The organism is Streptomyces liliifuscus (genome assembly GCF_016598615.1).
GTDB lineage: Bacteria > Actinomycetota > Actinomycetes > Streptomycetales > Streptomycetaceae > Streptomyces > Streptomyces liliifuscus.
In genome coordinates this window covers 1,910,035-1,927,054 of sequence record NZ_CP066831.1, presented here as the reverse complement: position 1 = coordinate 1,927,054, position 17,020 = coordinate 1,910,035, and the positions used below count along the sequence as shown (strand labels likewise).

Genomic DNA, 17,020 nt, shown 5'->3' with positions numbered 1-17,020 from the left:
CAAAGAGTTAGGCAAACCTAAGTAGGCAGAGGGGGTTTCGTGGCCGCTCAGCACATCGCCGAGGCCGAGTCCGGGGTCAGCGCCTCACGGCTGGCAGCCAGGGGCGTCACGGTCGGGTACGGCGGCCGGATCGTCATCGACGAGCTCGACGTGGCGATACCGCCGGGGGTGATCACCACGGTCATCGGCCCCAACGGCTGTGGGAAGTCGACCCTGTTGAGGACCCTCTCGCGGCTGCTCAAGCCGACCAGGGGCACGGTCGTGCTCGACGGCGACGACATCGTCAAGCTCAGGACCAGGGACGTGGCGAAGAAGCTCGGCCTGCTGCCCCAGGCGCCGGTGGCGCCGGAAGGGCTGACGGTGTCCGACCTGGTCGCCAGGGGCCGCCATCCGCACCAGAGTTGGCTGCGGCAGTGGTCGTCGGACGATGTCGCCGTCGTGGAGCGGGCGCTGGCCATGACCGGGGTGTCCGACCTCGCCGACCGTCCCGTCGACTCGCTGTCCGGCGGACAGCGCCAGCGCGTCTGGATCTCGATGACGCTGGCCCAGGGCACCGACCTGCTGCTGCTCGACGAGCCGACCACGTATCTGGACCTGGCGCACGCGATCGACGTGCTCGACCTGGTGGACGACCTGCACGAGTCGGGGTGCACCGTCGTCATGGTGCTGCACGACCTCAACCTCGCCACGCGCTACAGCGACAACCTCGTCGTGATGAGGGAGGGGGCGATCCTGGCGCAGGGTCACCCGCGTGATGTGATCACCGCCGAACTGCTCCACGAGGCGTTCGGACTGCGCGCCATGGTGATCGACGACCCGGTGGGCGACCGGCCGCTCATCGTGCCGATCGGCCGCACACACGTCCAACTCGACTAGATCCGCATAAAGATGACAAAGTTAGGCTAGGCTAACCTCACTTCGCCAGGATAAGGTTTGCCTGCCCTAAGACAGGGTGCAGCGGACGGCGCTAAAGCAAGGGATCTGGGATGTTCCTCCTTCGAACGACGCGTATGAAGCCCTGGCGGCGGTTGGCGGCGACACTTTCCGCGGCGACGCTCGGCGTCGGTCTTCTCGCGGGATGTGGTTCCGACTCCAAGGACGAGTCGAACGACAGCGCTCCGGCTGCCAAGTCCGGCGCATTCCCGGTCACCGTGGAGCACGCGTTCGGATCCACGAAGGTCGCCGAGGCCCCCAAGCGCGTGGTCACCGTCGGCTACACGGACGACCAGAGTGTCCTGGCGTTCGGCATCAAGCCGGTCGGCATGGTCGACCAGTACCCGAACCCGGCGGGCCAGAGCCCCGACATCAACACCCAGTGGCCCTGGGTGAAGGACAAGTGGGGCGACGCCAAGCCCGAGGTCATCATGAAGAACGGTGACGCCGGCCCCAACTACGAGAAGATCGCGGCCCTGCGGCCCGACCTGATCATCGCGGTCTACTCCGAGGTCGACAAGGCCGCCTACGACAAGCTCTCCCAGATCGCGCCGACGGTAGGCCGTACCAAGGCGGAGAAGGAGCCGTTCAGCGCTCCGTGGCAGGACAACGCGCTCCAGATCGCCAAGGCGCTCGGCAAGGCCGACGAGGGCGAGAAGATGGTGGCGGGCATCCAGGCCCAGCTCGACACCGCCAAGAAGGAACACCCGGAGTTCGCCGATCAGAAGGCCGTCGCGCTGTCCTGGTACAAGGACGCGGTCAACCCCTTCACCTCCACCGACGTGCGCGGACAGCTGCTGACGGGCATCGGCTACAAGTACCAGACCGAGATCGACAAGGTCGCGGACGGCAGCTTCTCCACCGCGCTGTCCCCCGAGCGCATCGACCTGGTCGACGTGGACCGCATCTTCGTCATCAACGACAAGGCGGACACGGAAGCCCTCAAGAAGTTCAAGCTGTTCACCAACCTGGACGCCGTGAAGAACGGCAAGGTCACGTACCTGCTGGACAGTGAGGGCCCGGCGATCGGCGCGGCCATCTCCCAGGGCACGCTGCTGTCCATGCCGTACGCGGTCGACGAGCTCGTCAAGTCGGCGGCCGGCTAAGGATGTCGATGGTCAACCGAACCCGTCCCCGACCCGACCTGGTTGTGGTGTGAGCACTACCGACACACGCGTCGCCCCGGCAACTCTGCGTACGGCGACGGGGGGTGAGGCCACCCGGTGGGTCGCGGCGCACTGCCGCGAGGTGCCATGGCTGACCCTCGCCACCGTGCTCACCACGGTGGTGGGGGCGGCGCTCCAGGTGCTCCCGGTGCTCCTGCTCGGCCAGGTGGTCGACGGGGTGGTCGGGGGCGAGTCGCGCTCGGTCCTCGTCAGGGTCGGGGTGTTGATGGTGGCCGCCGCACTGTTCGGCGCGGTGGCCACCGCGATGTCGACGTATCTGATCGGGCGGCTGGGCGCGGATCTGCTCGCGCGGCTGCGCGAAGGCGCCGTCCGGGCGGTGCTCGGGATGCCCAGCGAACGGATCGAGCAGGTCGGCCGGGGAGACGTGCTGTCCCGGGTCGGTGACGACGTCGCCGTGATCTCCAAGGGCATCCGGACGGCCATCCCCACGGTGTTCTCGGCGGGAGTGCTCGTCGTCATCGCCACGGTCGGCATGTTCGGCCTGGACTGGCGGCTCGGCCTGGCGGGCGCCGGCGCGCTGCCCGCGTACGCGCTGGCCCTGCGCTGGTATCTGCCTCGCTCCGCTCCGCTCTACCGCAAGCAGCGGGTGGCCCAGGCCGACCGCGCACAGGCGTTGATCAGTGGTCTGAACGGGATCGACACGGTCCGGGCGTACCGCCTGGAGGGTGCCGTCCGCGAGAAGGTCACCAGCGAGTCGTGGCGGGTGCGCGAGCTCGGCATCGAGGTGTTCCGGTTCTTCGGCCGGTTCGTCGGCAGGGAGAACCGCGCCGAGTTCATCGGTCTCGTCCTGATCCTCGTGGTGGGATACGCCCTGTTGGAGGCCGATGCCGCCAGCCTGGGCGAGGTGTCGGCGGCCCCGCTGATGTTCCACCGGCTGTTCACCCCGCTGGGCGCCATCATGTTCACCTTCGACGAGGCGCAGAAGTCGGGCGCGAGCCTGACCCGGCTGGTCGGGGTGCTGGGGGAGGACGCGGAGGACCGGCTGGTGGGCGACGAGGCCGTCGCTCCCGCCGAAGCCGTGGCATATCAAGTGACGGTGGAGGGGCTGACGTTCAGCTATCCCGACACCGAGCAACCGGTCCTCAGGGATGTCGGCCTGACGATCCCGGCGGGCGGTTCGCTCGCACTGGTGGGGGCGACGGGCGCGGGCAAGTCGACCCTGGCCGCGCTGATCGCCGGCATAGGGACACCGCAGGCCGGGTCGGTGCGCGTCGGGTCGACCGACCTCGCCGGTCTGGACGAGGCCGGGGCGCGGGCCCTGGTGAGCATCCTGACGCAGGAGACACATGTGTTCTCCGGTCCGCTCGCCGACGACCTGCGGCTGGCCGCGCCGGAGGCGACCGACGCCGAGCTGATGGACGCGTTGCGCACGGTCGGCGCCGGCGGCTGGGTCGACGAACTGCCCGACGGGCTGAACACCCTGGTCGGCGAGGGCGGCGAGCGGCTGGACGTCACCAAGGTCGCCCAGATCGCCCTGGCCCGCCTGGTGTTGGGCCGGGCGCCGGTGGTGGTGCTCGACGAGTCGACCGCGGAGGCGGGCAGCGAGGGCGCCGCCGAACTGGAGCGGGCCGTGCTGGCCGCGTGCGCGGGCCGGACCACGCTGTTCGTGGCGCACCGGCTGACCCAGGCGATGGCGGCCGACCGGATCGCCGTGCTGGACGCGGGACGCGTCGTGGAGCAGGGAACTCACGAGGAGTTGGTGGCTCTGGGCGGCCGCTACGCACGACTGTGGCGGGCCTGGCGCGAAGGCAGTTAGGTAAACCTAATTTAGGTTAGGCTAACTTTCATTACCTGGAAGGGACGCTGAGTCTTCGATGATGGAACCGAGCGCTCGTCTCGTACTGCTTTCTCCCACGCGCCTTGCCGACGTACGCAGGCGGACCGGCGACTTCTCCGACCGGACCATCGTCGAAGCGTGCGCGATCGGCCTGTCGTACTGGGCGACGGGCCAGAGCCCCGACGGAATCGACCTCACTCCCGGCACCCTGTTCGCCGACGTCCTCGCGTGGGTCGACAACGGCGGGGACGGGCCCGGCGCGGGGGAGCCCGGCGCGGACGGCTGGAGCATCGCCGTCCCGGCGGGCGCCATGCAGTCCGACGCACAGCTCGCGCTGGACGACCTGGCCGACTTCCCCGACCGGCCCATCGGCACCATCGGCCCGTCCGGCGTTGCCGCGCGGATCGAGGCCCTGGCCGAGTGGAACGACACCGAGGCCGACCGGGTCCGCCCGACCATGGTGGAGATGTTCCGCGAGCAGGCGCGTACCAGGCCGGACGCCGTTGCCGTCGTCGACGAGCACCGCTCCCTGACGTACCGTCAGGCGGCTGAGTTGTCCAGCCAGTTGGCGCACCACCTGATCGAGCGCGGACTCACCGCCGAACAGGTGGTCGGCATCTCACTGGGCCGCTCCGCCGACATGGTGATCGGGCTGCTCGGCGTGCTCCAGGCCGGGTGCGCGTTCGTCCCGCTCGATCCGCAGTGGCCCGCCGCACGCCGGGCCGTCGTCATCGAGGACGCCCGGGTCGTGCTGCAGCTCAACGACTCCGGCGAGCAGGACCAGGGCGAACCCGACGCTGTGCCCGTCGACCTCGGTGACTGGAAGTTCGGCTCCCACCCCACCGACGGGACCGGGATCGCCGTCGACGGCGACGCCCTGGCGTACGTGATCTTCACGTCCGGTTCGACCGGGCGGCCCAAGGGCGCGATGATCCGTCACGAAGCCATCAGCGAGCGCCTGTTGTGGCAGGTCGACGAGATCCTCGGCTTCGGCCACGACGACGCGTCGCTGTTCAAGGCGCCGCTGTCCTTCGACATCTCCATCAACGAGATCTTCCTGCCGCTGGTCAGCGGCGGCCGGCTGGTGGTCCTGCGGCCCGGCGGCGAACGCGACCCGCACCACCTGCTCGGCGTCATCGCCGAACACCGCGTCACCTTCACCTACTTGGTGTCGTCCATGCTCGACGTACTCCTTGAGATCGCCGGCGACTCCGGAGACCTGGACAGCCTGCGGCACGTGTGGTGCGGCGGCGAGGTACTGACCCCGGAGCTGTACGAGCGGTTCCGCACCCGGCTCGACATCCCCATGTACCACGGCTACGGCCCGGCCGAGACGACGATCGGCGTCTCGCACGTCATCTACCGGGGCGAGGCGGAACGCCTGTCGACGTCGATCGGCAAGGCCAACCCCAACACCCAGCTGTACGTGCTGGACGACGAACTGCGCCCGGTCCCGGTCGGAGTCGGCGGCGAACTGTACGTGGGCGGGTTCCTCCTGGGACGCGGGTACGTCAACGCGCCAGGACTCACGGCGTCCCGGTTCGTCGCGAACCCCTTCGCCGCGGACGGGTCCCGGCTGTACCGGACCGGCGACCTCGCGAGGTTCGCCCCGGACGGATCGCTGGACTTCCTCGGCCGGGCCGACAACCAGATCAAGATCCGCGGTATGCGGCTGGAGATCGAGGACGTCGAGGTCGGCCTCGCCGAACACCCCGGCGTACGGCACACCTGCGTCGTCGCCAGGAAGAACTCCGCGGGCGGCACCTACCTCGTGGGGTACGTGATCCCGGCCGCCGGGAGCGAGACCCTACGGGCGGACGAGGTCAAGGCGTGGGCCGCCGAGCACATGGTCGAGTACATGGTGCCCGCCCATGTCGTCGTGATGAAGGAGTTCCCGCTCACCGCGAACGGCAAGCTCGACCGGAACGCTCTGCCGGAGCCCACCATCGGGACGGGCTCGATCGTCCCGCCCACCACCGAGAACGAGCGCGCGGTGTGCGCGGCGATCGCGGCGCTGCTGCAACTGGACGAGGTCGGAGTCGACCAGGACTTCTTCCAGCTCGGCGGAGACAGCATCCTGGCGATCTCGCTGCTGAGCGCGCTGCGCGACGCCGGTCTCTACGTCACGACACGGCAGATCTTCACCCACACCGTGGTGGGGGCACTGGCGGCGGTGGCGAGCCGTGAGGACGTCTCCACCGTGGACCACGGGGACATCGCGACCGGTGCCGTCGTCGGCTCGCCCATCGTGCAGTGGCTCGGCGAGACCACGGACGCGATCGACGGCTTCGTCCAGTCCGTGGTGCTGAACACCCCGGCGGACCTCACCGACGACGCACTAGACGCGATCCTCACCGCCCTGGTCGCCCGGCACGACATGCTGCGCGCCCAGCTGGTGCGCGGCGACCACTGGAGCTTCGACATACCGGAGGCGGACCTGGCCGCCGCGGAGTGGCAGGAGAGCGACCGGCCGCTCGACGAGTGCGTCGCGCTCGCCACCGACGGACTCGACCCCGCGGGCGGCGTGATGCTGCGTGCCGTCTGGCGCCGCGAGGCACGCCAACTGGTCCTGGTCGCCCACCACGTGGTGATCGACGGCGTGTCCTGGCGGGTCCTGATGGAGGACCTGGCCACGGCATGGCGGCAGTTCTCCTCGGGTGCGCCGATCGACCTGCCCCCGGTGGGCACGTCCTTCCGGCGCTGGACGCAGCTGCTGGACCGCGCGGCCTTCGACGCGGACAGCGCCTACTTCCGGCGACCCCTGCCGGGAGCCGACGAACCGGTCGGCAGGCGCGCGCTGTCCGCCGCCGACACCGTCGCACGCGAACGGCTCCGGACCGTCTCGGTCGGCCCCGAGGTCACGGCCGCGCTGCTGGGCGAGATCCCCGCGAAATTCCACGCGGGCGTCAACGACGTACTGCTGACCGCGCTCGCCGTCAGCCTCGCCCGCCGGCGGCGCGACCTCGGGCAGGACCAGACGTTCGCGCACATCGAACTCGAAGGCCACGGCCGCGAGGCACAGTTCGTCGCGGGATCCGCCGGCTTCGAACCCGAACTGTCCCGCACCGTGGGCTGGTTCACCACGCTGTTCCCGGTGACCGTGGACCCCGGCGCGGCGAGCGACCTCACCGCACCCGAGTACCTGGCCGCGGCACTCAAGGCGGTCAAGGAGGACCTCGCCCGGGTGCCGGACAACGGCGTCTCCTACGGCGCCCTGCGCTACCTGGCCCAGAGCGAGTTCGACGTGCCCGCACCGCAAGTGCTCTTCAACTACCTGGGCCGCTTCGACGCGGGCTCCTCCGGCGACTGGCAACTCGCGGGCAACACCGGCCAGTTGGGCGAGAAGCGCGACCCGAGGATGCGCCTGCCGCGCCCCCTGGAGTTCAACGCGATCGCCGAACCCGCCGTCTCGACCGGCGAGTACGAACTGGTCACCACCATCTCCTGGCCCGACGGGATGTTCACCGACGAGGACATCACGACCCTCGGCGAGTACTTCCGGGTGGCCCTGGCCGGACTCGCCGCGCTCGACCAGGGCGCCCACACCCCCAGCGACTTCCCCCTGGTGCCCCTGACACAGGCCGACGTCGACGCCCTGGACGGCCCGGAACTGCGGGACATCCTGCCGCTGACCCCGTTGCAGGAGGGCCTGTACTTCCACTCGGTCTTCGACGACGACTCGGCGGGCAGCTACGTCGAGCAGCAACTGCTCACGCTGGACGGCGAGGTGGACGCCGACCGGCTCGCGGCGGCGGCGACCCGTCTGCTCACGCTGTACCCGAACCTGGCCGCACGCTTCGTGGCTCTCGCCGACGGCCGTGTGGTCTCCGTACTGGACAGCGGTGTGGAGGCGCCCTTCACCACGCTGGACCGCCCCGGCATCACCGACGACGAGATACGCGACCACGCCGAACGGGACCGCCGCGCCGGATTCGACCTGGCCACCGGACCGCTGATGCGGTACACGCTTGTCCGCGCGGGGTCCGGCCGCAGCGTCCTGGTGCAGACCGTGCACCACATCATCGCCGACGGCTGGTCCGTGCCGCCGATGCTCCGCGCGCTGCTGGCCGAGTACCACGCGCCCGGGACCGTGTACGCGATCGGCGGCTTCCCCGACTACGTGGGCTGGCTCGCCGGACGTGACGACGACGAGAGCGACCGGGTCTGGCAGGAGCAACTCGCCGAACTGCCCGGCCCCTCGCTCGTCGCCGAGGGACACACACCCTCCGACCGGTTCGCCGACACCGCGGTGGAGCCGGCGGACGACATCGACGCGGCTGTCCGTTCTGCCGGGGTGCCGCTGAGCGCGGCCGTGCACAGCGCCTGGGCCGTGACGCTGGGCGGCATCCTGCACGGCAGGGACGTCGTGTTCGGTTCCACGGTGTCCGGGCGCGACGCCGAGGTGCCCGGCATCGAGAACATGGTGGGTCTGTTCATCAACACGATCCCCGTACGCGCCCGTTGGGCCGACACCACCACGGCGGGCGACCTGCTCGCCTCGGTACGGGAACACCAGAGCGCGGTGCTGCCTCACCAGCATGTGTCGCTGGCGAGGATCGGCCGCCAGGCCGGCGCCGGCTCCCTGTTCGACACCCTGGTGGTGTTCGACGTGGCGACCGACGTCGACGCGCTGCGGGGGTCCGACGACGACCTGGTCATCACCGACATCGTGAACGAGGGCGCCCCACACTACCCGTTGACACTGGTGGTGGAGCGCGCACTCGACGGCCGTCCGCGCTTCAACCTGATCTTCGACGGCGAACTCCTGCGGGAGGCGAGCGCCCAGGAGATCCTGCGCACGTTCACCCGGACCCTCACCGACCTGCTCACCCGGCCCGACGCCCTGGTCGACGACCTGGCGCCCGAGGACGACCGGCGTCCCGCACGCATCACTCCGACCACGCTGGGCGGACTCTTCGACGCCGCCGCGCGCCTCGACCCGGCCGCCACCGCCGTCACCCAGTGCGCTCTCGACGGCGGCATCAGGTCGCTGACGTACGGCGAACTGTCGCACGCGAAGGGCGAGTTGGCCTCTGTGCTGCGTGCGTCCGGGGTCGGGCCGGGCAAGCGGGTCGCCGTCGCCGTCCCGCGTTCCCTTGAGCAGGTCGTCGCCCTGGTGGCGATCGTCGGCGCGGGCGGTGCCTATGTGCCGCTGGACCTGGCGTATCCGGACGAGCGGCTGGAGTACATCCTCGCCGACGCCGCTCCACAGGTCGTTCTCGTGGACCGTGAGCAGCGGGAACGCTTCACGGACCTGCTGGCCCGGGCGGGCGTGTCGGCCCGCGTGCTCGTACAAGGGGACGAGCTGCCGCGGGGAGACGGGCAGACGCGGGGAGATGAGCAGGCGGAGAGCGATGGGCAGGTTCCGGAGCCCAACGAGTCCGGTCCTGCGGCCAGTTGGTCCGGTTCTGAGGGCAGCTGGTCCGGTCCTGAGGCCAGCTGGCACGACCCCGCGTACGTGATCTACACGTCCGGATCGACCGGCCGGCCCAAGGGCGTCGTCGTCCCGCACTCCAGCGTGGTGACGCTGCTCGCGAACACCCGGCCCGACATGGACTTCGGCCCGTCCGACGTGTGGGTCCAGTTCCACTCCTTCTCCTTCGACTTCGCGGTCTGGGAGCTGTGGGGCGCGCTGGCGCACGGCGGTGAACTGCTGGTGCCGGAGTACGGGCTGACGCGCTCCCCGGTCGACTTCCACCGGCTGGTCCGCGAGCGCGGAGTCACCGTGCTCAACCAGACCCCGTCGGCGTTCTACCAGTTCATCGAGGCCGACCGGCACGCCGGTGAACCTGTCACCGCCTTGCGCCGGATCGTCTTCGGCGGCGAGGCGCTGGATCTCGGGCGGCTGCGCGGCTGGGTCGAGCGGCACGGCACCGGTTCGCCCGAGCTGGTCAACATGTACGGCATCACCGAGACCACCGTCCACGTCACCCACCGGGTGCTGACCGACGAGGACTTCGGCCTCGGCGACGACGTCAGCCCGATCGGCGGACCGATTCCCGGCCTGGTCACCTACCTCCTCGACGACCGGCTCCGGCCGGTGCCGCCGGGCCGGGTGGGCGCCATCTACGTCGCCGGCGACCAGGTGTCCCTCGGCTATCTGGGCAGGCCGGGGCTCACCGCGGGCCGGTTCGTGGCGAACCCGTTCGCCGACGACGGCTCCCGCATGTACCACACGGGCGACCTCGCCCGCCGCACGCTCGACGGCGAGCTGGAGTTCGCGGGCCGCGCCGACAACCAGGTCCAACTCAAGGGTTTCCGGATCGAGTTGGGCGAGGTGGAGTCCGCGATCAGGGAGCTCGACGGCGTGGTCGACGTGGCCGTCACGGTGGCGGACAGCGGCGACCATCTCGTCGCGCACGTGGTGGGGCGGGTGCCCGGTGACTTCACGGAGTCGCTCGCCGCGAAGCTGCCCGTGCACATGGTGCCCGGGCGGGTGCTGCCGGTCGACGCGCTGCCGTTGACGGTCAACGGCAAGCTGGACCGCAAGGCTCTGATCGAGCGGGCGGCCACGCCCCGCAGGGACGCGGGGAACGGCGCGACCGGCCACGACGCACTCGCAGACAGCAATTCCACGCTCGCCGAGCTGGTCGGCATCTTCGCGGAAGCCCTGCCCGGCTCCGCCGAAGACACCGTGGACGCCGACACCGACTTCTTCATGGCCGGAGGCGACAGCATCGTCGCCATCACCGTGATCAACCGGGCCAGGGCGCTCGGTCTGCCGATCGCGCCACGGGACGTGTTCCTGTTCAGGACACCGCGCGCGCTCGCCGAGCACGTGGGCACGCGCACACCGCGGGCCACGGCGACGGACTCGGCACCCGCCCGCCGCGAGGACGGCCCGCTGACGCCGACGCCGATCATCCTGCGCCAGCGCGAACTGGGCGGATCGCTCGCCCGGTTCGCCCAGGCGAGGACGTTGGTGGCCCCCGAGGGCACCGGCTTCGCCGATGTCGAGCGCGCCGCGAACGCCGTCGTCGAGGCCCACCCGGCCCTCCGGCTGCGGTTGCGCGCCGAGCACGGCGTGTGGGCACTGCGCACCGAACCCGCCGGCCACGTCACCGTCGTACGGACGGACGAGACCGACGCGACCACCGCGGCGAACGAGGCCGCCGGACGGCTCGATCCCGAGTCCGAGTCCGGGGACGTCATCGCGTTCTCGTGGCTGGAGGCGAGCCGGACCCTGGTCGTCACCGCGCACCACCTCGCCATCGACTCGGTGTCCTGGCTGATCGTCCTCGATGACCTGGCCACCGCCCTGCGCGGAGCGCCCCTGGCACCGCCGACCACGTCCTACGCCGAGTACGCCGAAGCACTGACGCTTCGGTCCACCCAGGCCGTCGACGACCTCGGGCACTGGGTCACCACGCTCCGGGCGCCCGCGCTGCTGCCCGCGGTCGAGGGACTGTCCTCGGTCGGGGAACTGCGTGAGACGACGGTCGTGCTCGCGCCCGACGTGAGCGAGCACGTGACACGCATCGCGCCCGCCGCACTCGGCGTCGGTCTCACCGAGTTGCTGTGCGGCGCCCTGCGCACCGCGCTGACCCGCGTCCAGCCGTCACCCACCGACCTCGCGGTCGAGCTGGAGCGGCACGGCCGGGTCCCGGCCCTCGAACACCACGACTACACGCGCACGGTCGGCTGGTTCACCTCCATCGCGCCCGTGCGGCTCACGGCGCACACCGACCCCGTCGCGGCGGCGCGCGAGGTCGCCGAACGCCAGCCGGACGAGTGCGGACACGTCGCCTACGGCGGGCTCAGGTACCTCAACCCGCAGACGGCCCCGATCCTGACCGCCCGCCCGCAGGTGCTGTTCAACTACCTCGGCCGGGGCAGCGAGTCCCGGGCGCTGCACGTCACCGGCGGCGATCAGGGCAGCCCGTACGCCGTCGAGGTCAACGCCTGGATCGACGAGGCCACCGGGAGCCTGCGCGCGGAGTTCATCCTCGCCGAGGGCATACCCGACGAGATCGCCGAACACTGGCTCGGCGCGCTGAAGGACATCGCGGACGCCTCCGCGACGGCCGAGCGCACGGCACCGGTCACTCCGCTCCAGCGGGGCCTGTACTTCCAGGCCCAGATGGCGGGTTCGGCCGGACACTACGTCGCCCAGAGCTGGTTCACCTTCGACCGGCGCCTGGACACCGACGCGCTGGCCGAGGCGATGGCGTACATGATCGGTCGCCACCCGGTCGTGGGCGCCGGCTTCTCCACCGACGACGACGGAAACCCGGTCCAGGTCCTCAAGGCGGGCCGACGGGTCGACGTACGTACGGTCGAGCCGGCGACGGACGCCGAGGTCGACGCCCTGCGCGCCCGGGACCGGGACACGGGATTCGACCCGGGTGAGCCGCCACTGATCCGGCTGACCGTGGTGCGGCTGCCCGACGGCCGCGACGGCCTGCTGCTGAGCTACCACCTGCTGCTGTGGGACGGCTGGTCCCGCGAGATCATGCTGCGGGACCTGTTCGACGCCTACCGGGCCGTCGCTGCGGGCGAGCCACTGGACGCGGCCCCGGCCACGCCGAGCTTCGAGGACTACGCCCGGGCCCTCGACGCCAAGGACCCCGCCGTATCGGAACGCTTCTGGGCGGAGCACCTGGCGGGCCTCCCGGGCCCGACGCTGCTCGCCGGACCGGCGCCGTCCCTCTCGGACGACCTGCCGCAAGCGCTCGTGCACCAGATGTCGAAGGAGCAGTCGGAACTGCTGCGCGAAGCGGCAAGGACGCACGGCGTCACGCTGAACTCGGTGCTGACCGGCGCGTTCGGCCTCCTGCTCGGCGCCCACACGGGCCGCGGCGACGCCGTGTTCGGCGTGACCGTCTCCGGCCGGGAGGGCGAGGGACTGTCCGACATCGTCGGCGTGCTGCTCAACACCGTGCCCATGTGGACACGGGCACGGCCGGACGACACGGTCCGGGAGTACCTGTCGGCCGTGCAGACGGCCAGGGTCGAGGCCATGGAGCACGAGCACCTCGGCCTCGGCGAGATCCAGCGGGCCAGCGGGCACGACACCCTGTTCGACAACCTGTTCGTGCTCCAGAACTTCCTGGACATGGACGCGTTCGCCGAGATGAACGCCAGGCACGGCATCACCTCGGTGAAGGCCGACGACTCCACGCACTATCCGTTCACCTGGGTCGTCACGCCCGGCGACCGGCTCACGGTCAAGCTGGAGCACCGCTACGGCGACACCGGCAACGCCCGCCGTCTCCTCGACGACTACCTGCGCGTGCTCGAAGACCTGGCCCGGTCGACCGGACCGGTGGGCGCACTGCGGGGCCTGGGCGCGGAGCCCGAGCCCGGCGAGCGCACGGACGTCGGCACGGACACCGTCGTCGACCGGTTCGACCGGGCGGCGGACCGCGACCCGCAGCGGGTGGCGCTCGTCGCCCATGGCTCGACCATGACCTTCGCCGAACTGCGGGACCGCAGCCGCGCGGTGGCGGGTGTGCTGGCCGGGCGCGGCATCGGCACGGAGACGAACGTGGGTCTCGCGATCCCGCGCTCGCTCGACTCGATCGTGGCGCTGTTCGCCGTGCTGCGCGTCGGCGCCGCGTACGTACCGCTGGAACTGGACCACCCGGACGAGCGGATCGCCGCGATCGTCGAGGACGCCCGCCCGGATGTGATCCTCACCGTGAGCGGTGTCTCGCCCCGGCTGACCGGCGACCTGATCGAGCTGGACCAGCCCCTGCCCGACGCCGAGCCGTATCTGACGTTCGCGCCGGACGACCCGGACCGCCTGCGGCACCCCGCCTACACGATCTACACCTCCGGATCCACCGGGAAGCCCAAGGGCGTGGTGACCGAGTACGCCGGGCTCACCAACATGCTGATCAACCATCAGCGCCGCATCTTCGAGCCGGTGTTGGCGGAGCACGAGCACCGGGTCTTCCGGATCGCGCACACCGTGTCGTTCGCCTTCGACATGTCGTGGGAGGAGCTGCTGTGGCTCGCCGACGGCCACGAGGTGCACATCTGCGACGAGGAACTCCGGCGTGACGCGCCCCGGTTGGTCGAGTACTGCCTCGAATACGGCATCGACGTCATCAACGTGACCCCGACCTACGCGCAACAGCTGGTGGCCGAGGGTCTGTTGGACAACCCGGAGCGACGGCCGGCGCTGGTGCTGCTGGGCGGCGAGGCCGTCACCCCGACGCTGTGGCAGCGGCTCGCCGAGACCGAGGGGACCGTCGGCTACAACCTGTACGGGCCCACCGAGTACACGATCAACACCCTCGGCGTCGGCACCTTCGAGTGCCAGGACCCGGTGGTGGGCGTGGCGATCGACAACACCGACGTGTACGTACTGGATCCGTGGCTGCGACCGCTTCCGGACGGAGTGCCCGGTGAGCTGTACGTGTCGGGAATCGGCATCGCGCGCGGCTATCTCGGACAGTCCGCCCAGACCGCGCACCGCTTCGTGGCCTGCCCGTTCGGCGAGCCCGGCGAGCGCATGTACCGCACCGGGGACCTGGTGGTCCGGCGGCCCGACGGCAACCTGATGTACCTGGGCCGCACCGACCAGCAGGTCAAGATCCGGGGACACCGGGTCGAACTGGGCGAGGTCGAGGCCCTGTTCGCGGCACACCCGGCCGTGCGGTTCGTCGCCGCGGTGGCCCAGCCCGACCCACAGGTCGACGGGGCGTACCGGCTGGCGGCCTACCTCGTGCTCGACGGTTCCGACCTGGCGGCGGTCGCCGCCGAAGTGGGCGCCGGGCTCCCGGACTTCCTGCGACCGACGCACTACGCCGAGGTCGACAGCATCCCGCTGACGGTGAACGGGAAGGCTGACACCAAGGCGTTGCCGGAGGCCAAGCCGCTGGGCGCGCTGACCACGGCGGGGGAGCGCGGACCGGAGACCGAGACCGAGACCACGGTGTGCGAGTTCTTCGCCGAGGCACTGGACCTGGACGACGACGAGGTGAGCGCGGTGAGCGACTTCGTGTCCCTGGGAGGGCACTCCATGCTGGCGGTGCGGCTGATCGGGCTGCTCCGCCGGGAGTACGGTCCAGTGATCACCATCCGAGACCTGTTCACCCTGCGAACCCCGGAAGCGATTGCCCACCATCTCGATGACAACTCCTGACACGCAGCGGCCCCGCCCGGGGTCCGACATCCTCCGTACCGCACTGCGCCGCAACATCGGCGCCATGGTGTGGGGCACCGTCCTCATGGGCCTGTACCAGGCGGGTGAGACGGCCTTTCCCATCGCGCTCGGCCTGATCGTCGAACACACGATGCAGGGAGACCGGACCCTCGGCGCGCTCGGCCTGTCGATCGGCGCGCTGGCCGTGATCATCACGACGGTGTCACTGTCGTGGCGGTTCGGGATGCGCGTCCTGCAGAAGGCCAACACGACCGAGGCACACCGCTGGCGGGTGCGGGTCGCGGCCTGCGGACTCCAGCCGGTGGCCAGGGACGTCGACCTCAAGTCCGGCGAGATCCTGACCATCGCCACCGAGGACGCCGACCAGACCGCCGACATCATCGAGGTGGTGCCGCTGCTGATCAGCTCGCTGGTCGCGGTGGTGGTCGCGGCGGTCGCGCTGGGCCTGGCCGACATCCGCCTCGGTCTGCTGGTGATCGTGGGAACCGTCGCGATCCTGTCCGTCCTGAGCGTGATGTCCAAGCGGATCGGGGCCAGTACGCAGGAGCAGCAGGCCCGGGTCGCGCGGGCCGGGGCGAAGGTCGCCGACCTGATCATCGGCCTCCGCCCGCTGCACGGCTTCGGCGGCAACCACGCGGCCTTCCGCTCCTACCGGAAGGTCAGCACGGAGGCCAAGCACCAGGCGATCACCGTCGCCAAGGTGAACGGTGTCTACGCGGGCACCGCGCTGGCCCTCAACGCGGTCCTCGCCGCCGCCGTGACCCTGACGGCGGGCTGGCTGGCGTTCGGCGGCGAGATCACCATCGGGGAGCTCGTCATGGCCGTGGGCCTGGCGCAGTTCATCATGGAACCGCTCAAACTGTTCTCGGAGATGCCGAAGTACGTGATGATCGCGCGTGCGTCCGCCGAGCGGATGGCGCTGGTGCTGACAGCGCCGCCGGTGACGACACCGGGCCCGGAACGCCCGGCCGCGGGCGGCTCCCTGGAGATCGACTGTGTCCGGTACGGGACCCTGCGCGACGTGAAGTTCCAGGTGCCGGCCGGTGAGTTCGTGGCGATCGCCGTCTACCAGCCCCGCTCGGCGGCCGACCTAGCGTCGGTCCTGGCCGTGAACGTCCCGCCCGAGGCGTACGAGGGAGCTGTGCGGGTCGGCGGGCAGGAACTCGCGGACCTGTCGGTCGAGGCGGTGCGCGAGCACATGCTGGTGAACCCGTACGACGGGGAGATCTTCGCGGGCACCCTCCGCACGAACATCGACCCGTCGGGCACCAGCCGGACGGTTTCCGAGGCCGTCGAGGCGTCCCTGCTGACCGATGTCGTCGCCCTGCACCGCGAGGGACTCGACCACGGCGTCCGCGACCGCGGCGCGAACCTCTCGGGCGGGCAGCGCCAACGGCTGTCCCTGGCCCGCGCGTTGGCCGCAGACACGGACGTCCTCGTCCTGCACGATCCGACGACGGCCGTCGACGCGGTCACCGAACAGCTCATCGCCCGCAACATCGCGAAACTGCGCCGGGGCCGCACCACTGTCGTACTCACCAGCAGCCCGGCCCTCCTGGACGCCGCCGACCGAGTCCTCGTCCTCGACGACGGCGTAATCACAGCAGAAGACACCCACCGCAACCTACTCGCCAAGGACGAGACCTACTGCTCAGCGGTGGCCCGATAACTCTCCGACAGACCTGTGTGATCCGCGCCCCTCTTGAGGGGCGCGGGGAACGGCGCAGTCCTTGAGGCGCGCGGGGAACGGCGCGGTCTTTCAGAGGGACGCGGGGAACGGCGCGGTCTTTCAGAGGGACGCGGGGAACGGCGCGGTCTTTCAGAGGGACGCGGGGAACGGCGCGGTCTTTCAGAGGGGCGCGGGGAACGGCGCAATCTTTTACGGGCGCGGGGAACGGCGCAATCTTTTAGGGGCGCGGGGAACGGCGCAATCTTTTAGGGGCGCGGGGAACGGCGCAATCTTTTAGGGGCGCGGGGAACTGCGCGACCAGCCCCCACGCACCCGCAGAC

General features: G+C 70.6%; 5 protein-coding genes. All 5 read left to right on the top strand.

Features of this window, described 5'->3' with window-relative positions; genetic code table 11:
- Nucleotides 1-39 precede the first annotated feature (39 nt).
- The 5 genes from JEQ17_RS08265 (at nucleotide 40) to JEQ17_RS08245 (ending at nucleotide 16,679) form a co-directional block, all read left to right on the top strand.
- Entirely contained in the window at nucleotides 40-876 is an 837-nt protein-coding gene (locus tag JEQ17_RS08265; protein ID WP_200394606.1) for an ABC transporter ATP-binding protein, read from the top strand.
- A 110-nt stretch (nucleotides 877-986) separates the two neighbouring features.
- Nucleotides 987-2,039, top strand: a complete 1,053-nt coding sequence (locus JEQ17_RS08260) for an iron-siderophore ABC transporter substrate-binding protein (RefSeq protein ID WP_200394605.1) — start codon at nucleotides 987-989, stop codon at nucleotides 2,037-2,039.
- 49 nt (nucleotides 2,040-2,088) lie between these two features.
- The gene (locus JEQ17_RS08255; protein WP_200394604.1) at nucleotides 2,089-3,876 is read left to right on the top strand and encodes an ABC transporter ATP-binding protein; all 1,788 of its coding nucleotides are present in this window, start codon (nucleotides 2,089-2,091) and stop codon (nucleotides 3,874-3,876) included.
- Between the two features lie 58 nt (nucleotides 3,877-3,934).
- Nucleotides 3,935-14,989 carry a non-ribosomal peptide synthetase gene (locus tag JEQ17_RS08250; RefSeq protein WP_200394603.1) on the top strand — a complete coding sequence of 3,685 codons (11,055 nt, stop codon included), beginning with the start codon at nucleotides 3,935-3,937 and terminating at the stop codon, nucleotides 14,987-14,989.
- Nucleotides 14,976-16,679 (top strand): ABC transporter ATP-binding protein, encoded by a 1,704-nt coding sequence (locus tag JEQ17_RS08245; RefSeq protein WP_200394602.1) that lies wholly within the window; start codon nucleotides 14,976-14,978, stop codon nucleotides 16,677-16,679. The genes JEQ17_RS08250 and JEQ17_RS08245 overlap by 14 nt, the downstream gene beginning before the upstream one ends.
- The last annotated feature ends 341 nt before the right edge of the window (nucleotides 16,680-17,020 follow it).

Coding starts and splice junctions, on each gene's coding strand:
- JEQ17_RS08260 (WP_200394605.1), top strand. CDS start 987: ATGTTCCTCCTTCGAACGACGCGTATGAAGCCCTGGCGGCGGTTGGCG.
- JEQ17_RS08250 (WP_200394603.1), top strand. CDS start 3,935: ATGATGGAACCGAGCGCTCGTCTCGTACTGCTTTCTCCCACGCGCCTT.
- JEQ17_RS08245 (WP_200394602.1), top strand. CDS start 14,976: ATGACAACTCCTGACACGCAGCGGCCCCGCCCGGGGTCCGACATCCTC.